Origin of the sequence: Nocardia implantans, from assembly GCF_035544775.1 — a bacterium.
In the GTDB taxonomy this organism is placed as follows: Bacteria; Actinomycetota; Actinomycetes; order Mycobacteriales; family Mycobacteriaceae; genus Nocardia; species Nocardia implantans.
Map to the genome: position 1 here is coordinate 35,239 of NZ_JAYKYQ010000021.1, position 24,509 is coordinate 59,747.

The following is a 24,509-nucleotide window of genomic DNA, read 5'->3' on the forward strand; positions in this document are numbered from 1 at the left end:
TTCGGCGATGTCGTCGCAGCTGCGCGCGGCCGGACTGGATGTGTCGACGCGGGATCTTCGGCTTCACCGCCGAGGACATCGCGCGGCGCATCACCGGGCGGCTCGCCGGAAGCGCCTGAGTGTTTCTATCGATTTCCTAACCGTAACCGAACGGTCCCCCAGCACTGCGCTCATAACGTCGACGGCGTTCGACAGATCGGACGAATCATCGTCCCCCGAGCGAAGGAGTTGTGCCCATGTCGTTGTTCACCGTTCGCCGCCTCACCACCGCCCTCGCGGGCAGCGCCGCCGTCATGGCGCTGGCGCTGCCCGCCGTGGCCGGCGCCGAACCCGCTCCGGGCCCGCCCGCGCGCCCGCAGATCGAGGTGGGCCCCGACGGGCAGCGTTTCGTGATCGGCCCCGAGGGACAGCGGATCGTGATCGGCCCCGACGGCCGAGGCGAGTTCAACGGCCCCGACGGACGCCGCGTGGTCATCGTCACCCCCGGCGACGGCGAGCCCGGCGACGGCGGCCCGTGCGAGGCCGCCCCCGGTGAGGACCCCGGCCAGATCCACGTCGAGCGCGACGACGTCGACGGCGCGGGCCACCACGTCATCATCTGCTCCCGTCGCTGATCCGTTCGTCGCTATCGTCGAATCGTGACGAGCAGTCGAGTACTGGTGGTCGACGACGACGCCCGCGTGCTCACCTCGGTGGCACGCGGGCTGCGGCTGTCGGGCTTCGAGGTGGACACCGCCGTGGACGGGGCTACCGCGCTGGCCGCCATCGCCGCCGACACCCCAGCGGCCATGGTCCTGGATCTGAACATGCCTCGCCTGGACGGGGTTCAGGTCGTCACAGCCCTGCGCGCCCTCGGCAACGACATCCCCATCTGCGTACTCAGCGCGCGTTCAGAGGTCGTCGACCGGATCGGCGCGCTCGAGGCGGGCGCCGACGACTACCTCACCAAACCCTTCGACCTGGGCGAGCTCGCCGCCCGCCTGCGCGCCCTGCTGCGCCGCGTCCCCGCGCCGACCGCCGACCCCGGCCGCACCGTCGTCGGCCCGCTGACCATCCTGCCCGCCGCCCGCCGCGCCTACCTCGACGACCGGCCCTTGGATCTCACCAAACGCGAGTTCGACCTGCTGGCCGCCCTCGCCGACGCCCCCGGCCAGGTCCTGAGCCGCACTCAGCTTCTGGATCGCGTCTGGGGCTACGACTTTCGAACCCAAACCAAGGTCGTGGACGTCTTCGTGGCCTACCTCCGCCGCAAGTTGGAAGCCACCGGTGGCCCCCGCCTCATCCACACCGTTCGCGGCATCGGCTTCGTCCTGCGGGTGGAACGATGAAACGTCCTGTGTCACTGTGCACCCGGGTGGCCTTGGCCAGCGCCACCGCCGCCACTCTCGTCGCCGCCGCCATGTGCGCGACCTTCTTCGCCCTTGCCCCCTCGGGCGCCGAACAGCAGGTGGACAAGGCCGTGCGCTCGCTGCGCATCACCGCCGTCACTCCCACCGAACCGAATTCCCCCCTACCGCTTCTGGATTCGATTCCCCCACCGCCTCCGATGATCTCGGAAGCGCCGAATCCCCCTACACGCGACACGAATTCGACACCAGGATCGTCCGGCGCACGCCCCTCGATCGGCCGCTACCTCTTCCTGACCCAGCGCGCCGACGACGCCGGCCCGGACTCCCACCTCACCTGGGACGTCCCCACCCAGGTGGCCCCCGGCAGCACCGTCCTGGTCGCCGCGAGCGTCCCCCAGCAGACCCTCGCTCAGACCGTCGCCGATCAGCGCAACCGCATCCTCGCGGTCGGCGCGGCGGCGATCGCCATCGCGGCGGGACTAGGCTGGTTCTTCGCCCACCGCGCGGTCCTCCCGCTCCGCAAACTGACCACTGCCACCGCCAATGTGGGAACTCGGCTGTCCCTCGACGTTCCGCCCGCCCACGGCACCACCGAGACCGCCGAACTCACCGCGGCCATGAACCGCATGCTCGACCGCATCGCGGAGGAACGCCACCATACCGCCGACGCGCTGGCCGCCGCACGCGACTTCGCCGCCACCTCGGCCCACGAGTTGCGTACCCCGCTCACCTCCATGCGCACCGATCTGCAAGTCCTGCGCACCATGGACCTCCCTGAAGCCGACCGTCACGAGATCCTCGACGACATCCTCACCACCCAACGCTCCGTCGAGGACACCTTGATGGCCTTGGAACGCCTGGCCCTGGGTCAACTTGCCACAGCCGACGATTTCGATGACGTCGATCTCGACGACCTCATCGACCAGATCGTCGAGGACGCCCACCGCACCCACCCCGACATCACCGTGGACTCCACCGTCACCGAACCCCTGCGCATCCGCGGCCTCGCCGCGGGCTTGCGCAGCATCCTCGAGAATGCCGTCACCAACTCCGTCCGCCACGGCCACGCCATCCGCGTCGATATCAACGCCCGCCGCGACGGCGACCGCATCGAACTCACCGTCGACGACAATGGCACCGGCATCCCCGAACGTGACCGCGAGCGCCTCTTCGACCGCTTCACCCGCGGTGACACCACCGCCTCGGGCAGCGGCCTCGGCCTCGCCCTGGTCGCCCAGCAGGCCGGATTGCACGGCGGCACGGCGCAACTCACCGACAGCCCGCTCGGCGGCACCCGCCTGTGGGTCACCTTGCGAGACACACCACGCGATTTCTGACACAGGTTACAGTTTCTGGCTTGCCTTCGGCGCAGAGGGCTACGCCGTGGCCGGCATCGAGCTTTCCTGGAGCGGTGACCGGCTCCGTTCGGTCGCCGCCGATCAGGCCACTAGGCGCTGGCCAGCGGGCCGGTCGACAACGAAAGCCGACCCGAAGTGTGTCAGAGGTTTCGACACCGGCACCTTGGACCGGCCAGTCGCATCAGTCGGTAGTGCGAACGGCGCTTCAGCAGCGTGCGGGATAGATCACCTCCGCACCCAACGCGAGGTTCTGTCTGCAAAATTGTTGACAATCGTATGGACAGGTGAGAGAGTGTGTCGGATCCCGAATAAGCGATGACCCGCGTCATCGGTCGATATGGCCGGTGATCACGCTGCCGAGGTGGCCGCGCATGGCCTGCTCGGCGCCTGCCTGTTGATGGGCGGTTACTGCATCGATGATCGCTGGATTTTCCTCGAGCGAGATTTGCGGCCGTCCCGACCGGAGGGAGAGTCGAAGCTGATACCGCACCACCTGAGTGCCGAGGCGACCGATCAGAGCTACGATCTCATGCCGAGCCGCGACCTCGGCCAGTACGCCGTGCAGTTCACCACCCGTACGCGAGCGGCCCGGTTCGCAATCCCCTCGGCGATCAACTCGTCGATGGCCGCTCGCGCACTCCGCGGGGACCCGACCTGCGGCGGTCACACCCGGCCTGTCGGACTGGTCGGTGAGATTGCCGCCTCGATCAATGCCGGTCAGCTCATCTGGGCTTTCTTCCGAGATCCCCGACTTCCCGACCACTTCGGGTCATGACCAACTCAGCGGACTCCGGCATCACCAAGAACCGGCGGTCCGGTTCGCCCCTTCAGAAAGGCAGGCACGTGCAGGCCCTCCGGCGACTACGACAGGCGACCGTCCGAACACTCATTCCGGCGGTCGCGGTACTGATGGCCGTCAGCTGTTCGAGCTCCGACAGTGGTGATTCCAGTCCGGCCGCCCCCTCGTTGCCGGCGGTGCAACGGTTGACCGACGACGCACAGCTACCCGTGGTCGCGCCGAAACTGGCCTGCGCCGACCTGACAGGTCGCGACTTCGGCCAGCTCGGCGAAGACGCCCATGCGTCGATCAAGTCGGCCACGGTCGTTGCCGAAAGCGATCAGAACCAGTACGAGTACTGCGATGTCACCGGCTTCGTGAATCCCCAGATCCAATTCGAACTACGCCTGCCCACCACCACCTACCGCGGCCGCTACCTCCAGCAAGGCTGCGGAGGCTACTGCGGCATGGTCGATCTCGGCGGAGGACCGCCCGCGAGCACGGGCTGCGCACCGGTCACCGACGGAACCCTGGCCATCGGTACCGACAACCAAGGCCACACCGACACCGGCGGCGCCGAAGTATGGGCGACCGATCCGCAACTGAAGGTCGACTTCGGATACCGCTCGGAGCACGTGTTCTCCCTGGCCGCCAAGGCGATCATCGCCGCGTTCTACGGCAGTGCGCCGCGCTACAACTACTACGACGGCTGCTCCGACGGTGGCCGCCAGGCGCTCATGGAAGCCCAGCGCTTCCCCGGGGACTTCGACGGAATCCTCGCTGGTGCCCCGGCTTTCAACCAGACGGCATTGAACGGCTTCCAAGAAGCATATTTGTCCACCGTCGATTTCCGCGCCGACGGCTCGGTCATTCTGCCGGCGTCGAAGATCGACACGCTGCACACCGCGGTGATCAAAGCTTGCGCCGATCCCGGCTTGAACGACGGCACCATCCAAGACCCCCGCACTTGCACCTTCGATCCCGCAAGCCTCAGCTGTCCTGCCGGACGAGACAATTCCGATTGCCTGACCGCTGAACAGGTCGATGTCGTCCGCAAGATCTACACCGGCGTGGTAGCTCCCGACGGCACCCACCTCTACCCCGGCGGCGAACCCATCGGCTCCGAACCACAGTGGATCGGCCTGATCGTCCCACCCGAGGGCAAGGGACGTGAAGCGACCTTCATGTACAAGATCGGCGCCGGATTCCTGCGCTGGGTCGGCGCGTGGGAACCCGATCCTTCCTACCCGGTCGACGCCTCGGTATTCACCGCCGACAACCTGAAGAACTACGTCGACTCCGTCGGCGGTATCTACGACGCGACCGACCCCGACCTACGCCCGTTCTTCAGCCGGGGCGGCAAACTCATCCACTGGCACGGCTGGTCCGACGGCTTCATCCCCCCGCAAGGGTCCATCGCCTATCGTCAGGCCGTTATCGACACTGTCGGGCAACCGATGGCCGATGACTCCTACCGGCTCTACATGTTCCCCGGGATGTTCCACTGCGGCGGCGGCTACGGACCGGTCAACTTCGACCTCCTGACACCCCTACTGAAATGGACCGAACGAGGCACCGGACCCGAAGCCGTCATCGCGGAGAAATACTCCGGTGACGGCGCGGGCACCAACGCGATGACCGGCGCGGTAGAAGCACCGACTGCCCACACAGTCGAATACAGCCGCCCGGTCTACCCCTACCCGCAGCAGATCGCTTACAGCGGCACCGGGGACACCGAAGCGGCAGGCAATTACACACCCCACACTCCGGCACCGACCGACGATCACTACCAGTGGGCCGGTTCCTTCCGCAGCGGCTATCAGCAATGGTGCACCAGCGACGGTGAACAACTCACGTGCACCCGACACAAACCGTGATCACCCCGGCTTCCGGCACGGCGCGGCAACTGGCTGGCCGTGGAGATGCTCCGGCTGGCGTACTACAGCGGTGAGGTCACGAATGTCGGAGAGTACGAATTTCCGGTAGTGGCCGCCACGGGCGCGGAGCCCCCGAACAGCCAGGCCGGGGAACCGTTACCGCTGGACACACACGGTGCACATGGCTGACGATGGCCAACATGTTGCTCACGCGCGAGGCCGATCTGTTCGAAAGCTCCAGGGGTCGCCTGGTAGCGATCGCCTACCGCTTGCTGGGCTCGGCCAGCGACGCCGAGGACGTGGTGCAGGAGACCTATCTGCGCTGGCAGGCCGCCGACCGTGCATACGTCGAGTCGCCTGAGGCGTGGCTGACCAAGGTGCTCACCAATCTCTGTCTCAACCAGCTCACCTCGGCCCGCGCGCGCCGGGAGACCTATGTGGGGCAATGGCTGCCGGAGCCGCTGCTGGCCGGCGACCCGATGCTGGGCCCGGCCGACACCGTCGAACAGCGTGAATCGGTGTCGATCGCGATGCTCACGCTCATGGAACGGCTCACCGCCAAGGAACGCGTGGTGTATGTACTCCGCGAGGCCTTCGGCTACGCGCACCACGAGATCGCCGACCTGCTCGACATCACCGAATCCAATTGCCAGCAGGTCTATCGCCGCGCCAAACAGCACCTGGCCGTGGAACGGGCGCGCATCGAGGTGGACGAGGCCGCCGCCCGCCGGATCGTGGAGGAATTCCTGGCCGCCGCGGTCAGCGGCCGGACCGACGAACTGGTGCGGTTACTCACCGATGACGCCACGATCATCGGTGACGGCGGAACCTTCTTCGCCACCTTGAACCGGCCGCTCGTCGGCGCCGAGCGCATCGCGATGTTCGTGCGGCTGGCCATCAAACCTACGGGCGCCAAGTGGGACAAGCTCGGCGGCAAGCCCACGCCCTACGCCGCGATCGTCAATGGCAGGCCCGCGCTGGTCCTGGTTGCCGAGGATCGCATCGTCGGCGTCGTGGTGCTGGAGGTGACCGCCGACGGCATCGCCGCCATGCACGCCCACGTCAACCCCGACAAGCTGGCGTTCGCCAATCGCCAGTGGGCCACCTACGCACCGGGAGCGCCCCTGCCCGATTTGTGGTGACCCACATCACAGTCTGCTCCTGTCAGCATTCGTGCGGCTGTCCGGTTCAAGTTCCGAACCCACCGAGACAGGAGGCAACATCATGAAGCACCGCATCGTCGTCCTCGGAGCCGGGTACGCCGGAGCCACCACCGCCGGCCGCCTGGCCAAGCGACTGCGCCGCGACGACGTCCAGATCACCCTGGTGAACGCCGATCCCGACTTCGTCGAACGGGTGCGTCTGCACCAACTCGCAGCCGGGCAGGACCTGCCGGTTCGTCCACTGCGCAAGATGTTCGCCGGCACCGGCGTCGAGGTGCGCATCGCATGGGTGGATTCGCTCGACGTGGACCGCAAGACCGTCGCACTGGTCGGCGATCAAGGGGCCGAGACCCTCGCCTACGACACACTCGTCTACGCCCTCGGCAGCACCGTCGCCGATTACGGCGTGCCCGGCGTGGTCGAGCACGCTCACCATGTGGCGAGCAAGCAGGCCGCGCTTCGGCTGCGGGAACGCCTGAGCCAACTGCGAACGGGCGAGACCGTGCTGATCGTGGGTGGTGGCCTGACCAGTATCGAGGCCGCCACCGAGATCGCCGAGGCGCGCCCGGATCTGAAGGTCGCGATGGCCGCGCGCGGTGGCGTCGGCGACTGGCTCGACGAGAAGGCGCAGAGCCACCTGCGCGACGCGTTCGAACGGTTGGGCATCACCGTCCACGAGCACACGGACGTCGTCAGGGTCACCGAAGATGGCGTGACCACCCGATCGGGAGCGGAGATCCCCGCTCAGCTGACCGTCTGGACAGCGGGCTTCGCCGTCCACCCGATCGCGGCCGCCAGCACGCTCACCGTTTCCGAGGCCGGACGGATCGTGGTCGACGCTACCCAGCGCTCGGTCTCACATCCGGATGTCTACGCCGTCGGCGACGCCGCGCACGCCGCGGGAGTGGGCGGCAAGACGTTGCGCATGGGCTGCGCCACCGCCTCCCCGATGGCCTGGCTCGGCGCCGACGCCATTGCCGCTCGGCTGACCGGACGTGCGGTTCCCGATGCCCCCATCGGCTACAACAGCCAGTGCATCAGTCTCGGCCGCCGCGATGCCATCGTGCAGAAGGTGACCAAGGAGGATCAGCCGACCGCCAAGGTCGACGTGGGTCGCAAGGCCGCGCGCATCAAGGAGCTGATCTGCTCGGGCGCGGCTTGGTCCGTGAGGCACCCGACCCTGCTTGCGCCGAGCCGACGTCGCCGGATCGTCGCGACAGGTGCGGAGGCTCCGGTCGCGACCGTCTGAGCGCGGGTGAAATCGGCACAGGTCCGCCCCGGCCGAAGGAGGCCGGGGCGGACCTGGATACGACGATGGTGGGATGGCCCGTTCCGGGCATACACCGCCGTCTGACGGAAGTCGCACCGCCCGTAGATCTTCCGATGGCTATGCCGACCGGTACAGATCCTCGCGGTAGGCGGCATGACCGGACGTAGTCTGCGATGGCCTACCCAGCGTCTCCGTCGACGTTATGTGCCTGCGATTCGGCCGACGAGGTGACCGGCAGTCCGCCCTGGAGTCCGGCACCCTGGGTAGTCGGGTAGCTCGACGCCGTTGATCGCGCGCTCGATCAACTCGGTGATGCGCCGGTGAAATCGGGGCTCGGCTCGGTGTGCGGTCCGGGGACGTCGCGGCTGGAGCAGTCCTACGCGACTGTCTCTACAGGCCGTCGGCTCCGACCCGGACACCGTTGCCGCGGTACTCGCCACTCAGAAGCGCATCGTCGCCGACCTGGGCGCGCGTGTCAGCGGCCGCAAACGTACACCGTCCTGCCCCCCGGCCACAGTTCCGCAGACGTTTTCGACACCGGCACCTTGGATCGGCTGCACAAGCTCGAGCAGGCCCGCGACCCGCAGGGCGTCTTCCGCGCCAGCTTCCCGATTTCCGGCTGAACCTTCGGCTTCGAAATCGAGGTAAGGCCAATCCCCGCACGAGGCGCAGTTGCCGCGAGACTCAGTCGGAGAAGACCGACCAGCAGATGCTGTCGCGCCGGGTCTGGTCTTCGATGACGAGGCTGCGGATGGAGTCTGGAAGCTGGGCGCGCTGCCAGTCGCGCTCGATCCGGCCCGCCTGGGGATTGTCGGGGTGAGCGCTTCGAACGGCTTTGATCGCGTATGCGGCGGCGCCGAGGTCGTGTTCGGCGACATGTCCGACGCATGCGGCTTGTCCGGCGGCGTAGGCGGCGAATCGGGCCTCGCCGGTCAGTGGGCGGGCGGCGCCCATCGCGTGTCCGCCCGCCGCGCGGGCACGCATCATCGGCATGTCGCCTCGCGCCCACGCTCTGGCTGCGGCGATGGCGTCCCGTGGGCGTGGATCGTCGGGCTGTTCGTGCTCGAAATAGCCGAGAACATGCTCGGCGCACGCTGCGGCCCACAGCGCGAGCAACTGATGGTCGGCATCGGTCAGCAAGCCACCTCGACGAATCGTCATCATCCGGGGATCTCGGACCTTCGGCAGGATCATCGCCCCTCCGACTGTCGCATCGGCGGGGTGCACGGCTGGTCCCGCAGACGGTTGTCGAGTTCGTGCACGAGCCGGCTGACCCGGTTCGTGCCCGCGCCGATCCTCGGATAGCGGCGCAGGACGTCGATCAACAGTGGCGTCGCGAGGCCAACGACGCACTCCACCGGGTCGCCATCGTGTTCGTCGCCGGAGCGCAGCTCGAACACCCGGATGGCGTGCGCAGATGCCCTCAGGATGTGGTTGACCTGAGCGGCATCTGCCAGCGGATGCAGGTAGGCCGACGCGGCGGCATCACCCGCGGCCATCGCGGCGTGAAACGGTACGGGCCCCGCCGCTTCTCTCCCAGCACGGTGAGCGGCAGTCGCCGTCACACGCTGAGCGCGAGAGCGGCGGTCTCCGCGGACGAACGCAGCCGCGGCGGCGAGCGCGTCGCGGGGCCTGCTGTCATCGGGGTGACTCGCCTCGAACAGCGGCAGTACCTGCTCCGCCGAGGTCACGGCAAAAGCCGTTACTGCCCTGATCTCATCCATCGTCAACGCGAAGTCCGGAATACGAGGCTTACGCCGGAGGGGAGGCTCTGACTGAACATTCACACCCCCTGATCGTAACTTTGAACATTCGGTTGAACGTTGTGGTCGCATATCCGGTGAATGCGAGCGAAAACCCTCAAAGTGGTCGCAGCCGCCGCGGAATGACCGGGCAGTCGGGACGAGCATCCCCCACACTCGAGACGATCCCGGAACACTCCTCTCGGACTTGTCAGCCAGAAAGCCGCCAATGCCGGGTAGGAGCTACCGAGACTCCACGACGGGTCAGGTTGTCCGCGAAGTCCCGTTGCTTGGACGCAACCCCGTGCACCAGCATCACGTCACGAGCGCCGATCTCGGTGATGATCGACGACAGGCCGCGCCGATCGGCGTGCGCCGACAGCCCGAACTTCGCGACCCGCGCGTTCACCGTGAGCTCGTCACGGTCGAGCACGAACGTGGCCTGCCTCTTCGCCTCGGCTAGCTCGAGGAGCTCGAATCCGGGGGACTCCTCGTCCTGATAGCCGGCGATCAGTAGGGCCGCCTCCGGGTCCGGCAGGATCGACCGTGCCCACGTGACCGCAGGACCGGCTGTCAACATTCCCGACGTAGTCACTATGACTCCACGCCGGAAGGTGCGCAGCAGTTGCTGCCGTTCTCCGGCCCGCACCGCGGACACTTGATCGCCATAAATCTTCAGCGGCCGTACGGCCCCGGCGGTCTGCTCCTCGTAGATTTTCGCGATGTCCTTGGCCATCCCGTCGATGAGAACCGGTACGTCCGGCAGGCGGTCGCGCAGCGTCAGCGCGACTTCCTGGGCCCTCCCGAGCGCGAAGGCCGGCACCAGCACCCGCCCGCCGTTCGCCGCCGAGTCGCCGACGGTCTCGGCCACGATGCGCACGAACTTTTCCACTTCGGCGTCGCGATTCGAACTGTGATGCCCGCAGTATGTCGACTCGATCACCAGCAAGTCCGACCCGCGTGCCGCATCGGGCACCACCAGGCCGGGCACACTCATCTGCGCCAAATCGGACACGTCCCCGGTAACGGTGACCCGGTTCGGGCCGGCAGACACGACCACGCCGGCAGCGCCGAGGATGTGGCCTGCCGGGAATAGCGTGATCGTGACACCGTCAGCGACCTCAACGATCCGGCCACATCGAACCTCACGGATGCGGCGCTGCGCGGCCACGACCTGCGCCTGCCCATACGGCGGCTCCGCCAGCGGTGCGTCATCCTCGACATAGGCGCCGCGGGATCGCTCGAACACCCGCACCGAGTCGTTCCACATCGTCGGCAGGATCGCCGCGGTCTCAGGGGTGCAGATAACCGGCACATTCGGGTATTCCGCGATCAACGCCGGCACGTAACCGGCGTGGTCGTTGTGCGCGTGCGTGATCACGATCGCGTCGAGCGACCCGGCCAGTGCCACGGCGATATGTTCCGGCCCAGCGTGGTCGATGCGCTTTTTGGGGCGCATCCCGGCGTCGATGAGGATCCGGATGTCACCGACGCTCACCAGCATGCAAGAGCCGCCGATGTCGGTGCCGCCGCCCAGCGGCGTCAGAGCGATCTCGCGCGGCTCACCTACCCACACCGGTTCAACCGGTGCCGGCGGCTCGAGCAGAGCGTTCAGGACCGACAGCAGCGAAGCCTGCGTCACACCAGTCTGCTCGAGCGCCGCGGCGATCCGCGAGTCGGCCGGCGTCACCGTCCGGGCATCCACGGCAGCCGCTGCGGCCGCACGCTCACGCGGGTCGATGTCGATGTCGTCGACAACCGAGAGTCCGACCGGCGCCGGGAGGATCGCGGCCTTCAACACCGTTGCCGCGGCCAGCACATCCGTGGCCAGCTCCGCCGCATGGGCACGCGCGGCAGCCAGCTCGGCTCGCAGCGCCTCGATGACAGCCAGCGCCTCGTCCCGATCTTCCTCGGCCACTGCGAGATCGAGACGTAAGCGGTCGGCTTCCCCACGGGCGTAGTCGCGCTGCACCCTCGCCTGGTCTCGGGCCGCACGGGTCTCGCTCAGGCGCCGCTCGAATCTTTCCCGCAGCCGCCGCGCCGCAGCAGGATCGAGCGCGATCGGTCCGCGCCCGTTGTCGACTGCGTGCTGCCCACCGTCGTCTGTGGTCTTCGCGGATGCCTTGGACCGGCCGCGAGGCGTCCGGACCGCACGAGGATTACGCAGCACCTGCGCCGCCGCGGCGCTGTCCGCCGCGTTGTCGCTCAGCAAAGCCACCAATTGCGGGTGGGTGCCGTCCAGCTCGTCGCGGTAGGTGTGCGCAAGCTCGGCCCGCAAGGTCGGCACTCTCGCAATGAGGTCGAGCAGGCCGGCCCGATTCACCCGCGAGAACGCCTGCGGGTCGATCTGTTGTTCGGCATAGAGCTGCGACTTCAAGGCCGCTCGAGCCGCGTCGAAGATCATCGCCTCGAGCAGCTGCGGCGCGGTCCGGCTCATCCGTGCACACGCTTGGTCGCGGCGACCATGACAGGCTCGAGCTTGAACTGTCTATCGTCGGGCAGCCCGACAACGAGACCGAGGACACGCAGCACCTCGAGCACGTCAGCCACGCCGCCGGTGTACCCGGCGGCGGCCACCGCGGTCGGGGTGAGTGCCTCCGAGGCTTCTTCGCCGCTGTCGCCGTGAAGTGCGAGGTAGTCCGCGAGCGTGTCGAGGTCGGCGTGCTCGTCCGCGACATTCCGCACGAGGAAGTCCCATGCCTGGCCGAGCGTGGCATCACTGCGGACCCCGGACGCCTCGACCAGCTCCCGGCAACGCTCGACATCCATCAGGTGAGCTCGGATCTCGCGCAGCGGGTCGGAACGCAGTCCGGATTCGTGCTCGGTCAAGTCCTCGGCGATCTTGTTCAGCAGTATCGGCCAGCCTCCGGTTACCGCGAGCAACTCGTCGCGAGCCGCGTCGTCCTGGAACGGCAAGGTCGTCTCGGTCAGCCACAGCCGCAGATCGGTCCGGTCGTAACGGCGTAGCTCGGTCAGCCCGGAGGAGGTGTCCGACTCCCGCGCCGCGACCGGCCACATGGGCGCCTGCGCGGGCCAGGACACGAGCACGATTCCGAGAGTGCCACCGGAGTGTTTCGCGATCAGCTCCCGCGCCCGTGTCCACGTCGCCGACGCGACCTCAGGAGTGACGTTCTTCAAGTTCACGATCACGATGACGTGTCGACCGGCAGCCTTGAACGTCCCCCGCTGGCACACATCGGCCAGTGTCGCCGGGGTCGCGTCCCGCATCACGCTCTTCCGGTGCCCTGACACCGCATGCTCGTTCTCGTCCTGCAGTGCCCTCAAACACCGTTCGATCGTCAGGGCATGCGAGCCGATGACCTGGCGGACCTGACTGCGGGGTGCGAGCAGGTCGGCGATCTGTTGCGACGTCAACGGCCCACGCGTCGGGCCCTCCACGAACACCGGCCGCATCATGCTTCCGTCGAAGCTTTCCGGCAGTTCGATCGACTCGGCTTGATCGAGGACTGCCTCGACCTCCTCTTTGGCACCGAGGAGGTCGAGCACATTCGGCGTCCGCAGTCGGTACCCGCGGTTCGTGTAGGACAGCACACCGAGATCGACGCACTCGTCCAGCAGAGCCCGGAACTCGCCGGTGCGGACGTCTTCGGCGGAAAATCCGGTCGGCCACCAGGTCTCGCACTCGGCGCGCAGCTCGCTCGGCGTCATCGTCGCGTCGATGCCTCCAGCGTGAGCGTGGAGCGCGACGCTGTAAGCGATGATCTTGTACCGGGGGTCCAAGTCGAGAGTCCAATCGAAGCGCTTGCGGAACGACGTCCGCAGCCCCGCATCGGCCCACACCCGTTCGACATCATCGGCGTGCACGGTCTGCGGTGGCGCGCCCGCGGGCATCGGCGCGGCCTGCAGATTGCGCAGCAATTGCGCGGCGAACAGTTGGATGAGGGCGGGTTGGTTGTTCGCGAGCGCGAGGACGCGCGCGGCATGGTCGCGGTCGTCGAAGTGATACCCGAGCGCATGCAACGGACGAGTCAGCAGATCGTAGGCGGCCTGAGGAGCCAGTGGACCGACACAGACCGGCTCGCCGAAGTGTGCCAGCGGATGGTTCGCGAGGCGATCGAACCGGGCGGTTTGGTGCAGACCGGCGAAAACCACCTTCACCGCGCGCCCGGTCCGCTCCATCAGCTCCTTGAAATGGGTCACGTGGGTGAACATCCCGTTGACCGCCTCGGCATCGCCGTCGAGGAATTTGTCGGACTCGTCCAGCAAAAGCAGCAGCTGCCGTCCTGGGCGAGCCGAGATCCACTTTGTGACATGCCCTGTGAGCGCCCCGGCGACATCGCCACCCGGAATATCCTGCGGCACGATGTCTCGGGCGGCCAGCAGTGGCCACAGCGTCGTCCACACCGCGTCGACCGACACCGCTCTCCCGATCTTGAAGATCGACTCGTAGATCGCGTGCCGGTTGTGCTTGTCGTCGAACTGGCGAGCCGCTTCCAGCAGCAACGCCGACTTGCCGAGTTGCCTGCCGCCGTACACGATGCACGGGCCCATCATGTCGATGATCTTGGCGCGTTCGTCGTTGCGACCGTAGAACATCTCTTGACGAATACTCGCTCCGGGCACGTCCGGTGTGAACGGCGAGGACGCTGTGAACGGCAGAAGCGCCGCCATGGTGATCTCACGACTCGGTTCCGGCTGGCACGACAGATACGCGAACGCGGCGTCATCGATCACGATCGTTGTCGGCAGCCGCCGGTCGCTACGGAACAGACCCGCCAGCTCGCGGCGCGCACCGGAATCGAGCGTGCCGAAGTACAGCACGACGATGGAACGATCGCTCGGCTCCTCCCGCAGCATCTCTACGAGTTCGCGCGGGGTCGGACCGCGCCAAATGCCCAGCAGCCGCAACGAGTCACCCGACGGACTCATCCCCGACCCGAACGCAGGCAGCAGGGCTTTGCCGGAGGTGGCCCGTACGCCGTGCAAGTCCAGCCACGAACCGCGGCCGCCGGAGTGCCCACGCCGTGCGGGCGGAGTGGTCGACTTGTCGAACACGAACCCGACCTGTTCGAGGATCGACTTCACGTTGCTGATTCGAGCGTCGAACGACCGGGCCTGCGCAAGAAGTGTCCACTGCTCGATCCTGGACGCGGCCGTCGTTCCACGGCCGACCTGCCCGAGCTCGATCGTGGCGGAGGCCAGCGCGTCGGCGAGCGGACCGGCAGGGAGGTCGCCGGTCGATTTGCCCGCCTCCAGCACGCTGCCAAGCTGGGTGAGCATGGGGTGCACGCCCGCGCCGAGACTGCGACGGGCGTTGGCGAAGGTGTCCGGGAACGCCTCGAGAAACAGTGACAGGTGATCGATGGCCGCCCGCGGTCCAGGAAGTTGACCGCCGGAACGGATCGTGACCTCGTATTCCGCCGCGGTGGTCAAGTCACCTTTATCGATACACCGCTGGATCCGTTCGAGGGCGTCGGCAGGCATCCCGGTGGGGTCGAGCGCGTTTCGAGCGGCGGCGATGGACGACTCCACAATCGTGGTCCGATCGAGTTCGATCTTGTCGAGGCCGGCGAGCATGACGTCGAAGTCACTTCGAGTGCCGCGGTGTCTGCGCTGGTAGGCGCGTGCGCGGGTGGTGAGGTCGGTCCAGTCCTCGACGCGCAACCGACCGAACAGCCGGTCGGAATCGATACGAGCCGCGAGCGTGTCCGCGTTCTTGTCGACTTGGGCGATGGAGGCTTCGATGGCCTCGTCCCGCGCCGCCGACAGCCGCTGCGCGAGCTGGGGATTGCGTGGCCGCAACGTTTCGATGAGTAGCTGGGTACCTACCTGGTCGTGCCGCGCGGCGCGCGCGTCGAATGCCGCGATCCAGCCGACGTCTCCGGCGCGCAATGCGTCGAACGCGGTCACGACGTCCGCCACCTCGGGCGTACGGCGTGGCGTGAATGCCGGGTCGAGCTCCACATTCGGGGCGAGCGTCAACAGCCCGCCGAGGACGCGGTCCGACGGGATCTCCTGCCCGGCGACCGACTCGGTGCCCATGAGCAGGTCCAGCGCGTTGTTCAGCAGTTTCAGGCCGGCATCGGTCGCGGCGTCACGGGCCTCGTCCCCACTGTCACGCAGCTGATCCAGCTCGGCCAGCGCCTGCGCACGGACCGCGGCCACCTTCGTCCGCAACTCCGCGATCGGATCGGTCATCCACGTCCCCCCGGACGGCGACAAGTTCTCCGTTGCGATCACCCAGCGGGCGAGCAGCTCGGTGACATCGCCGGTCCACTCCAGCAGCTTGGCCCGTGACCTGGCCTCGATCCGCTTCCCGATTCGCTTGCTGCCGCGTGCGTGCGACACGGACCTGTCCAAGGCCTGCTCGAGACTACGAGGCGTGCGCAGCTCCGCCACACGAGCTCGGACGAATTGCAAGTCGTCCGGCGACATCGACCTGGACGCGACCATGCTGAGGGGTTCGCCGAGATACCCGCCTTCGGGTGCCATCCAGGTCTGCCACAGACCGGTAGCGGGGCCGTACTTGATCGTGCGATTCGGCGCGTTCTTCAGCTTGGTCGCTGCCTCCAAGGCGAGCGCTTCGTGCTCGGACGAGGCTTCGGCCGCTTCGATGACGGCATTGGCGTTGCGCGGAGTCAGGTATACCCCCGCATAGATGGCGGCTTGCAGCATTTCGGTCAGCTCGCCGACGGCGCCGCCGGAGCGGACGATGCTGGTGGTGGCGTCGCGCAGCGGATCGGATGCGCCAGCGATCGGGGACAGCAGGCCCGCGCGCACGGACGCGCCGTATACGAGCATCTGCGTACCAGGATGGTCTTTCAGGTCACTGGGTTCGAGGTCGGCGATGGTAGACGCGAACGCGGCGGCGTTCGACCCGGCGGAGGTCTTCATCGCGTCGGCCAGCGCCGCGAGCCGGTGCGCGGCTCGGATCGACGTGCCGGCATCCTCCGCGGTCTCGAGCCAGTACGCCAGCGACAGCTCACCGGAGCGCAAGAGCTCGCTGTACAGCGCGACCGGGTTGTGCCCATCCGAAGTGTCCGAGGCGGCAGCGGGGGCGGGGGCCGTGCGGGCCTGCGGCGGGCGGTGCGTCGAACGCGGCACCGGGACGGTGAAATTCAACTGTGCGACAACGTCGTCGAGCTCCAGCTCAGGCTGCTGAGGGGCAGACTGCTCAGCGGCCGGCATCGCTTCCCGCTGGTCGGCGACAGCGGCGTCCGCGGTCTCGTCGGTCGCGGTGTCGCCGCCGACCGGGGCCATCTCGGCGTCGGAGACGGGCTGGGGCGCGTCAACGTCGGCTGAACCCACACGCTTGTCATCCGCGGTCTCCGCCGGACCGTCCTGTGCTTGCTCCATGTCCAGGACATCGGGCGAAGCGTCGGCAGACCTCGGCTCGGCCATGTCGCCGATGGCGAATGTGCCCGGGTCGTTGACGAACATGAGCAGCGGAATCGCAGCAGGCACCGTGGCGGTGACCGTCCCGACGAGTTCGACGGCTCGCTGAGGGTCACGGCCCGCGAGCTCGATCAGCTCGAGCAGCGCCAGGAGGGCGCCGACAGTCTCCGCATCGCTGTCGCTGGTCACGTCGCCGGCCAGAGTTCGAACCCGCGCGATGTGGTCGGCAAGGAACAACGGCCCCGTCAACGTCGTGAGGCGCCGAACCCGCTCGATTCGCGCGGCGGCGGCGTCCACCTCGGCCGCGGCGTTCTCTGCCCGCCGCAAGGCCGCGCGCGCGGTCTCCAGGCTTGTGACCGGCTCGCCGCCGTCGACGGCCGCCGCAGCAGTCAACAGCCCGGACAGACTCACGGAAAATCCCGCGACACGGACGATGTCGGAACTCTCAGCCGGAACGCCGTCCGCGACCGTACGAGCCAAGGCAGGCAGGACACTGCTCACGAGCGCTTGCCGCTCCTGCTCCAGCCCCTCACATGCAGCGGTCAGTTCTGCCAGCACAGCTGGCTCTTTCCCGGTACGAAGTTCCCGGGTCGCGTCGGCCGAGAGTCGCTCGGCCAGTCCAGCCACTATGGACTCGAACGCGATTGCCGTAGCCGTCCCGAGCGCCCCGGTTTCCTCCGGTGTGTCCGTTTCGTCGGCGCCGGCATCGAAAGCCGCTAGATCGTCCAGGTCGGATAGGACGTCGACAAGCGTGGCCAACGACGCCGGCGCTTCCGGCAACAGCGGATACCGCTCGCGAACCTTTTGCCACACCTGCTGAGCGGCTTCGATCTGCACCTCGTCCCAAAATGTAGGCGGGTCAGCGAGCAGCCAGGCAAGGGCGGCCGTAGCCCCATCGTGCCCGGTTACCGCCATCGATGACCAGGCCGCTATCCGCGCCACTTGCGTCGATCCGAAGTCGTCTATGTCGAGCGCGTCTGGGTATAGCCAGCTGTCCTGCAGCGATCCGAGTACCTGTGTCAGCTCGTCCGGGTCCGCGCTGAGAATCGCGGCGAGCTGGCGTTCGGTCAGGTCGCTGGTCGGCGCGGTCGCCCGGATCGCTCCGTGGAAGCAGGTGTGGAGAATCCCCGCAGCCCGGTCGTCGTCGGCGCCGGCGAGGTTGGACAAAACAGCAACGGTCACGGCGGTCAGCGGCGCCCCGGCGCGAATCTTGAGGCATTTGTGAAGGAAGTTCATCTCGCGGCGAGTCAGCTTCGGGACCTCTGCGGTGAGGTCGGCCCGGCGGACCGCACTGGCTGCCGACTTCGCGATCCGGGCTCGCCGTAGGCTCCGGCACTCGTCCTCGGTAAGCCCGACGTCGCCCCCGAAAACCTGATCCTCGCTATCGGATGCAGTGCAGTCGCTCAAGACGCCCCCTTAGTTCACTGTAGCGTTGACGTTCCCGCGCTGAGGCGCGCGTCGCGTCCAGCTCGGCCGGGCCGAGTTACGCTCTGCGCCAACCCATCTCGCATAATCGTAGGGCGACTGTCCGGCGTTTCATGTCGCAAAGGAAAAATTGGTGCGGCTGTCTTCGCCTCATCGTTTCGGTTGCGCCGCAACAGTTACTGTGTCGGTATGCGGTGGTTGATCCTGGTGGGCGTAATGCTGGTCGCGAGTGCGTGCTCGCACTCCACCGAGGGAAAGCCGCAGCCGGTGGCGGGTGCGCAATCGTCCCAACCGAGCACGTCGGCAGCGGCGGCGGAGAGTCGATTGCAGGATCGAATCGCCTGGGTGAAGCAGGGATCATCGACCGATCTCGCGCCCTATCACTCCACCGCGCCCGAGGGTGGCCCGGCAACAGATCTGAAAGCTGATATCGCGTTCGTCAGTCCGACCCACAAGATCAGCTGTATCACCGGCATCGAACTCGGTTTCGACGGGTTCGACTGCATGGTGGAGCTGAAGGAACCGATGCCGGCGCCGGGCGAGGGCTACGGCCAATGGTTCGGCGGCTATGTGACGTACTCCGGAGACCGGTTGACAGTGGGCCAATTCCGCGGCGACCCAGGGCTTTTCGTCAACGGTGAGGGCCGGGTGCTGCCATACGACAGCACCATCACCTTCGGCGACTACTCCTGCCGGCTCGCCACGACCGGCCTCACCTGCGTGAACCCCGTCCAGGGCACTGGCGTGCAGCTGAGCAGCGAGGGCGTCGTCCCCCTCGGCTGCCTACGCGAACTCCCGGAAGCGGAACGTGAACCGACCGTTGGCCACGCCTATTCCTGCTGAACACCCCCCGAAACGCGAACGGCGCCGCTCCCGGAGGAGCGGCGCCGTGAGCGGCGATTCAGCGAATCACTTGATGATCTTCGTGACGCGACCGGCGCCGACGGTGCGGCCACCCTCGCGGATCGCGAAGCGCAGACCCTCGTCCATGGCGACCGGCTGGATCAGCTTGACGGACATCTCGGTGTTGTCACCGGGCATGACCATCTCGGTGCCCTCGGGCAGGGTCACAACGCCCGTCACGTCAGTCGTACGGAAGTAGAACTGCGGACGGTAGTTGTTGAAGAACGGGGTGTGGCGGCCGCCCTCGTCCTTCGACAGGATGTACGCCTGGCCCTCGAACTCGGTGTGCGGGGTGGTGGTGCCCGGCTTCACGACGACCTGGCCGCGCTCCACGTCCTCACGCTTGATACCACGGATCAGCAGACCGACGTTGTCACCGGCCTGGCCCTGGTCGAGCAGCTTGCGGAACATCTCGATACCGGTGACCGTGGTCTTGGTGGTCTCCGGACGGATGCCGGTGATCTCGACTTCCTCGTTGACGTTGATCACGCCGCGCTCGACACGACCGGTGACGACGGTGCCACGACCGGTGATGGTGAACACGTCCTCGATCGGCATCAGGAACGGCTTGTCGGTCTCGCGAACCGGGTCCGGGATCGACTCGTCGACCGCGTTCATCAGCTCGAGCACCGACTCGGTCCACTTCGGGTCGCCCTCGAGCGCCTTCAGACCGGAGACCCGCACGACCGGCGCGTCCTCGTCGAACTCCTGCGAGGCCAGCAGCTCGCGGACCTCCATCTCGACGAGCTCGAGGATCTCCTCGTCGTCGACCATGTCGGCCTTGTTCAGCGCGACCAGGATGTAGGGCACGCCGACCTGACGGGCGAGCAGCACGTGCTCACGGGTCTGGGGCATCGGGCCGTCGGTGGCGGCGACCACGAGGATGGCGCCGTCCATCTGCGCCGCACCGGTGATCATGTTCTTGATGTAGTCGGCGTGACCCGGCGCGTCGACGTGCGCGTAGTGGCGCTTCTCCGTCTGGTACTCGACGTGGGAGATGTTGATCGTGATACCACGAGCCTTCTCCTCCGGCGCCTTGTCGATCTGATCGAACGCGAACGCCGCGTTCAGATCCGGGTACTTGTCAGCCAGCACCTTGGTGATCGCTGCGGTCAGCGTGGTCTTGCCGTGGTCGACGTGACCGATGGTGCCGATGTTGACGTGCGGCTTCGTCCGCTCGAACTTCGCCTTCGCCACTGTTTTGTCCTCCTGGACTTGTTGGTGCGTGCAATTGCAGCAGTGCGGGGTCATCCCCGCGGTCAACGGGGAAAGGGTTTACAAACGCCCGGGAGTCATTACTCGCCGGTCGCCTTGGCGATGATCTCCTTCGACACGTTGGCCGGAACCTCCGCGTACGAGTCGAACACCATGGAGTAGTTCGCCCGGCCCTGGGTCTTCGACCGCAGGTCACCGATGTAACCGAACATCTCCGAGAGCGGAACCAGCGCCTTGACGACACGGGCACCACTGCGTTCCTCCATGGCCTGGATCTGACCACGGCGGGAGTTCAGGTCGCCGATCACGTCGCCCATGTAGTCCTCGGGCGTCGTGACCTCGACCGCCATCATCGGCTCGAGGATCACCGGACCGGCCTTGCGGGCCGCTTCCTTGAGCGCTTGCGCGCCCGCGATCTTGAACGCCATTTCCGACGAGTCGACGTCGTGGTAGGCGCCGTCGAGCAGCGTGACCTTCAGGTTCACCAGCGGGTAGCCGGCGAGCACACCGTACTGCATGGCGTCCTGGGCGCCCGCATCCACCGAAGGGATGTACTCCTTCGGCACGCGGCCACCGGTGACCTTGTTCTCGAACTCGTAGTGCGCGCCGTCCTCGCCGACGAACGGCTCCAGCGCGATGATCACCTTCGCGAACTGGCCGGAACCACCGGTCTGCTTCTTGTGCGTGAACTCGAGCTTCTCGACCTTCTTGGTGATCGTCTCGCGGTAGGCCACCTGCGGCTTACCGACGTTCGCCTCGACCTTGAACTCGCGCTTCATGCGGTCGACCAAGATGTCGAGGTGCAGCTCGCCCATACCGCCGATGACGGTCTGGCCGGTCTCGGCGTCCAGCTTGACCGAGAAGGTCGGGTCCTCTTCGGAGAGGCGCTGGATCGCGGTGCCCAGCTTCTCCTGGTCGGACTTGGTCTTCGGCTCGATGGAGACCTCGATGACCGGGTCCGGGAAGGTCATGGACTCGAGCACGATCTGGTTCTGCGGATCGCACAGGGTGTCACCGGTGGTGGTGTCCTTGAGGCCGATGACCGCGTAGATGTGACCGGCCGAAGCCGCGCCGACCGGGTTCTCCTTGTTGGAGTGCATCTGGAACAGCTTGCCCAGACGCTCCTTCTTGCCCTTGGTCGAGTTGATGACCTGGGCGCCGGAGTCGACCTTGCCGGAGTACACGCGGACATAGGTCAGCTTGCCGAAGAACGGGTGCACCGCGATCTTGAACGCCAGGGCCGCGAACGGCTCGTCGGCGCTCGGCTTGCGGGTGAGCAGTTCCTCTTCCTTGCCGGGCACGTGGCCGGTGGTGGCCTCCACGTCCAGCGGCGAGGGCAGGTAGTCGATGACCGCGTCGAGCATGGGCTGCACGCCCTTGTTCTTGAACGCGGAGCCGCACAGCACCGGGTAGAGCTCGGAGGTCACCGTCAGCTTGCGGATGGCGCCCTTGATCTCTTCGACGGTCAGCTCTTCGCCGCCGAAGAACTTCTCCAGCAGCGCCTCGTCCGACTCGGCGACGGTCTCCAGCAGTTCCTGGCGGTACTGCTCGGCCTGCTCCTTCAGGTCGTCCGGGATCTCGACGACCTCGTACTGCTCACCGAGCTTGGTCTCGCCACGCCAGACCTTGGCGTTGTTCTCGACCAGGTCGACGATGCCTTCGAAGGTGTCCTCAGCGCCGATCGGCAGCTGGATGACCAGCGGCTTCGCGCCGAGGCGGTCCTTGATGGTCTGCACGGTGAAGTAGAAGTCGGCACCGAGCTTGTCCATCTTGTTGACGAAGCAGATCCGCGGCACGTCGTACTTGTCCGCCTGACGCCACACCTGCTCGGACTGCGGCTCGACGCCCTCCTTGCCGTCGAACACCGCGACGGCGCCGTCGAGCACGCGCAGCGACCGCTCCACCTCCACGGTGAAGTCGACGTGCCCGGGGGTGTCGATGATGTTGATCTGGTTGTCTTTCCAGAAGCACGTGGTAGCCGCGGAGGTGATGGTGATACCACGCTCCTGCTCCTGCTCCATCCAGTCCATCGTGGCGGCGCCGTCGTGGACCTCACCGATCTTGTAGGTGATGCCGGTGTAGAAGAGGATGCGTTCGGTTGTGGTCGTCTTGCCCGCATCGATGTGGGCCATGATGCCGATGTTGCGGACCTTGTTCAGGTCGGTGAGCACGTCCTGTGCCACGGAAATCTTCCCCGCTCGTAGCTAGTTGGGATTATCGGGGACGACCCTGTGGTCGCCTCTATGTCAACGCAGGAAGCGGCCGGTGAGTGCCGCCTCCTGCTGTGCCTCCCGACCCAGACGACGGGCCGGGCAGACGTCACCAGCGGTAGTGCGCGAAGGCCCGGTTCGACTCGGCCATCTTGTGGGTGTCCTCGCGGCGCTTGACCGAGGCGCCGAGGCCGTTGCTGGCGTCGAGCAGTTCGTTGGCCAGGCGCTCGACCATGGTCTTCTCCCGGCGCGCACGCGAGAAGTTGACCAGCCAGCGCAGGGCCAGGGTGTTGGCGCGGCCCGGACGGACCTCGACCGGAACCTGGTATGTGGCGCCACCGACGCGGCGGGGCTTCACCTCCAGCGACGGCTTCACGTTGTCCAGCGCGCGCTTGAGGGTGACGACCGGGTCGGTGCCGGTCTTCTCGCGCGCCTGCTCCAGCGCACCGTAGACGATGCGCTCTGCGGTGGACTTCTTGCCGTCCAGCAGGATCTTGTTGACCAGCTGAGTGACCAGCGGCGAACCGTAGACCGGGTCGTTGATCAGCGGACGCTTGGGTGCGGGGCCCTTGCGTGGCATATCAGCTCTTCTCCTTCTTGGCGCCGTAGCGGCTGCGGGCCTGCTTGCGGTTCTTCACACCCTGGGTGTCGAGCGAGCCGCGAATGATCTTGTAACGAACACCGGGGAGGTCCTTCACACGACCGCCGCGCACGAGCACCATGGAGTGCTCCTGCAGGTTGTGCCCCTCGCCCGGGATGTAGGCCGTGACCTCGACCGAGCTGGTCAGGCGAACACGCGCGACCTTGCGCAGCGCGGAGTTCGGCTTCTTCGGGGTCGTGGTGTACACGCGGGTGCACACGCCACGACGCTGCGGGCTCCCCTTCAGGGCCGCGGTCTTCGTCTTGGCGACCTTGTCGCGGCGCCCCTTGCGGACCAGCTGGTTGATGGTTGGCATAGACCGGCTTTCCTTATTAGTTAACGCGGTGTGTGGACTTCATGTCTGTTTTGTTCGCGGCGCTCCCGGGGCCCTTCGCGGAGGCAAGCTTCCACTGCAGGGCCCGTCGTTCACATCGCTGTCATCGAGCTTTCACTCGCACGTCCGGCCACGTTTCTCGCGTCCCGAGGTCGGGCGTGTCGCGCGCGGCGCGGAGCCCTTATTCCGGGCACGCTGGAGTCGTCGGCCGCTCTCGCTGGCCTACGGTCACGCACGAACTTGCCCGCATGCTTCCGGGCACAGCGGTCCACGATACCCGTGGCCGGGACACAGGGTCAAAGCGGGTCGGCTCGACGAGCGTTCACCTGGCCAGGTTCAGGGTCAATTCCATCAGCTTCTTCGCCGCGTCGCACGGATCGGGGTGCGCCGAACCGGGGCGGTAGTTGATCCACCAGCCGATCACCCCGTTGTCCGGTGCGCTCGCCGTCACACCGCAGGAATCCGGGTCCTTCGGCCTGCGGATCTGCAGCGCCAGCGAACTCTGGATGGTGATGTTGGTGGTCTCGTAGCCGAGTTTGTTGTTCGTCTGCTTCTCGTTGCTGAGCGTCCCGTTCTCGTACCAGTTGAGTGTCGCCATGCCGTTGCCGCCGGGCGCGCCGACGAGGTCCCACATGCACACCGCGCCGAAGAACGACTCGCTGACCGTGACGCTCTCGCCGATGGCCTTGCCGATCTGATCCTCGGACAGGATCTGGCATTCCCGCAGCAACTTGTCCAGCCTGGTGTTCACGGGCTGGCTTCCGCCGACGGGCTGTGGCGAACCGGGCACCACTTGACCGCACCCGCCCGCGGACAACGCCACCGCCACCGCCGCGGCGGCCACCGCGCCGCGCCCGCGCAGAACTCGTCGCACGTTCATCCCCTGCCC

Annotated in this window: 17 protein-coding genes; 7 read left to right on the plus strand and 10 right to left on the minus strand. The window is 66.9% G+C overall.

Annotated elements, in window-relative coordinates; all coding sequences use genetic code 11:
- Positions 1 to 236 precede the first annotated feature (236 nt).
- From U3653_RS32145 to U3653_RS32155, 3 genes are read left to right on the plus strand one after another with little or no spacing between them, the layout of a single operon-like run.
- Positions 237 to 614: a hypothetical protein gene (locus U3653_RS32145; protein ID WP_195083225.1), complete on the plus strand. Its 378-nt coding sequence runs from the start codon at positions 237 to 239 to the stop codon at positions 612 to 614.
- Between the two features lie 24 nt (positions 615 to 638).
- Positions 639 to 1,328 (plus strand): response regulator transcription factor, encoded by a 690-nt coding sequence (locus U3653_RS32150; RefSeq protein ID WP_195083226.1) that lies wholly within the window; start codon positions 639 to 641, stop codon positions 1,326 to 1,328.
- Positions 1,325 to 2,686: a HAMP domain-containing sensor histidine kinase gene (locus U3653_RS32155; protein ID WP_195083227.1), complete on the plus strand. Its 1,362-nt coding sequence runs from the start codon at positions 1,325 to 1,327 to the stop codon at positions 2,684 to 2,686. Before U3653_RS32150 ends, U3653_RS32155 begins: the two co-directional genes overlap by 4 nt.
- A 346-nt stretch (positions 2,687 to 3,032) precedes the next feature.
- On the opposite strand, the gene U3653_RS33280 is transcribed toward U3653_RS32155, so the two are convergent.
- A complete protein-coding gene (locus U3653_RS33280; protein WP_195083228.1) occupies positions 3,033 to 3,470 on the minus strand; it encodes an FCD domain-containing protein in 438 nt (145 codons plus the stop codon).
- Positions 3,471 to 3,682: 212 nt separating this feature from the next.
- On the opposite strand from U3653_RS33280, the gene U3653_RS32165 reads away from it, so the two are divergent.
- From U3653_RS32165 to U3653_RS32175, 3 genes are all read left to right on the plus strand, one after another.
- Positions 3,683 to 5,362 carry a tannase/feruloyl esterase family alpha/beta hydrolase gene (locus U3653_RS32165; RefSeq protein ID WP_323124716.1) on the plus strand — a complete coding sequence of 560 codons (1,680 nt, stop codon included), beginning with the start codon at positions 3,683 to 3,685 and terminating at the stop codon, positions 5,360 to 5,362.
- A 200-nt stretch (positions 5,363 to 5,562) separates the two neighbouring features.
- A complete protein-coding gene (sigJ, locus tag U3653_RS32170) occupies positions 5,563 to 6,504 on the plus strand; it encodes an RNA polymerase sigma factor SigJ (RefSeq protein WP_323124717.1) in 942 nt (313 codons plus the stop codon).
- Positions 6,505 to 6,586: 82 nt separating this feature from the next.
- Positions 6,587 to 7,774 (plus strand): NAD(P)/FAD-dependent oxidoreductase, encoded by a 1,188-nt coding sequence (locus U3653_RS32175; protein WP_195083230.1) that lies wholly within the window; start codon positions 6,587 to 6,589, stop codon positions 7,772 to 7,774.
- Between the two features lie 705 nt (positions 7,775 to 8,479).
- Here U3653_RS32175 and U3653_RS32180 read toward each other — a convergent pair.
- The 4 genes from U3653_RS32180 to U3653_RS32195 form a co-directional block, all read right to left on the minus strand.
- Positions 8,480 to 8,989, minus strand: coding sequence for a putative immunity protein (locus tag U3653_RS32180; RefSeq protein ID WP_195083231.1), 510 nt, complete (start codon positions 8,987 to 8,989; stop codon positions 8,480 to 8,482).
- Positions 8,986 to 9,519, minus strand: a complete 534-nt coding sequence (locus tag U3653_RS32185; RefSeq protein ID WP_195083271.1) for a putative immunity protein — start codon at positions 9,517 to 9,519, stop codon at positions 8,986 to 8,988. The genes U3653_RS32180 and U3653_RS32185 overlap by 4 nt, the downstream gene beginning before the upstream one ends.
- 229 nt (positions 9,520 to 9,748) lie before the next feature.
- Positions 9,749 to 11,974 carry an MBL fold metallo-hydrolase gene (locus U3653_RS32190; protein ID WP_195083232.1) on the minus strand — a complete coding sequence of 742 codons (2,226 nt, stop codon included), beginning with the start codon at positions 11,972 to 11,974 and terminating at the stop codon, positions 9,749 to 9,751.
- Positions 11,971 to 18,060, minus strand: coding sequence for a hypothetical protein (locus U3653_RS32195; protein ID WP_323124718.1), 6,090 nt, complete (start codon positions 18,058 to 18,060; stop codon positions 11,971 to 11,973). Before U3653_RS32195 ends, U3653_RS32190 begins: the two co-directional genes overlap by 4 nt.
- A gap of 447 nt (positions 18,061 to 18,507) precedes the next feature.
- Between U3653_RS32195 and U3653_RS32200 the strand changes: the two genes are divergently transcribed.
- The gene (locus U3653_RS32200) at positions 18,508 to 19,161 is read left to right on the plus strand and encodes a hypothetical protein (protein ID WP_195083234.1); all 654 of its coding nucleotides are present in this window, start codon (positions 18,508 to 18,510) and stop codon (positions 19,159 to 19,161) included.
- A gap of 66 nt (positions 19,162 to 19,227) precedes the next feature.
- Here the strand turns inward: U3653_RS32200 and tuf are convergent, their stop codons facing one another.
- From tuf to U3653_RS32225, 5 genes are all read right to left on the minus strand, one after another.
- Entirely contained in the window at positions 19,228 to 20,418 is a 1,191-nt protein-coding gene (tuf, locus tag U3653_RS32205) for an elongation factor Tu (protein WP_039801922.1), read from the minus strand.
- A gap of 98 nt (positions 20,419 to 20,516) precedes the next feature.
- Positions 20,517 to 22,619: an elongation factor G gene (gene fusA, locus U3653_RS32210; RefSeq protein ID WP_195083235.1), complete on the minus strand. Its 2,103-nt coding sequence runs from the start codon at positions 22,617 to 22,619 to the stop codon at positions 20,517 to 20,519.
- Between the two features lie 136 nt (positions 22,620 to 22,755).
- Positions 22,756 to 23,226 (minus strand): 30S ribosomal protein S7, encoded by a 471-nt coding sequence (gene rpsG, locus U3653_RS32215; protein WP_014353063.1) that lies wholly within the window; start codon positions 23,224 to 23,226, stop codon positions 22,756 to 22,758.
- 1 nt (position 23,227) lies between these two features.
- The gene (gene rpsL / locus U3653_RS32220) at positions 23,228 to 23,602 is read right to left on the minus strand and encodes a 30S ribosomal protein S12 (protein WP_039801925.1); all 375 of its coding nucleotides are present in this window, start codon (positions 23,600 to 23,602) and stop codon (positions 23,228 to 23,230) included.
- A gap of 340 nt (positions 23,603 to 23,942) precedes the next feature.
- On the minus strand, positions 23,943 to 24,500 hold the full coding sequence (locus U3653_RS32225; RefSeq protein WP_195083236.1) for a DUF3558 domain-containing protein: 558 nt from the start codon (positions 24,498 to 24,500) through the stop codon (positions 23,943 to 23,945).
- Between the last annotated feature and the right edge of the window lie 9 nt (positions 24,501 to 24,509).

Bases quoted from the DNA above. Each gene is read 5' to 3' on its own strand.
- U3653_RS32145 (WP_195083225.1), top strand. From the start codon at position 237: ATGTCGTTGTTCACCGTTCGCCGCCTCACCACCGCCCTCGCGGGCAGC.
- U3653_RS32155 (WP_195083227.1), top strand. From the start codon at position 1,325: ATGAAACGTCCTGTGTCACTGTGCACCCGGGTGGCCTTGGCCAGCGCC.
- sigJ (WP_323124717.1), top strand. From the start codon at position 5,563: ATGTTGCTCACGCGCGAGGCCGATCTGTTCGAAAGCTCCAGGGGTCGC.
- U3653_RS32175 (WP_195083230.1), top strand. From the start codon at position 6,587: ATGAAGCACCGCATCGTCGTCCTCGGAGCCGGGTACGCCGGAGCCACC.
- U3653_RS32180 (WP_195083231.1), bottom strand. From the start codon at position 8,989: ATGATCCTGCCGAAGGTCCGAGATCCCCGGATGATGACGATTCGTCGA.
- U3653_RS32185 (WP_195083271.1), bottom strand. From the start codon at position 9,519: ATGGATGAGATCAGGGCAGTAACGGCTTTTGCCGTGACCTCGGCGGAG.
- U3653_RS32190 (WP_195083232.1), bottom strand. From the start codon at position 11,974: ATGAGCCGGACCGCGCCGCAGCTGCTCGAGGCGATGATCTTCGACGCG.
- U3653_RS32200 (WP_195083234.1), top strand. From the start codon at position 18,508: ATGCGGTGGTTGATCCTGGTGGGCGTAATGCTGGTCGCGAGTGCGTGC.
- rpsG (WP_014353063.1), bottom strand. From the start codon at position 23,226: ATGCCACGCAAGGGCCCCGCACCCAAGCGTCCGCTGATCAACGACCCG.
- rpsL (WP_039801925.1), bottom strand. From the start codon at position 23,602: ATGCCAACCATCAACCAGCTGGTCCGCAAGGGGCGCCGCGACAAGGTC.
- U3653_RS32225 (WP_195083236.1), bottom strand. From the start codon at position 24,500: ATGAACGTGCGACGAGTTCTGCGCGGGCGCGGCGCGGTGGCCGCCGCG.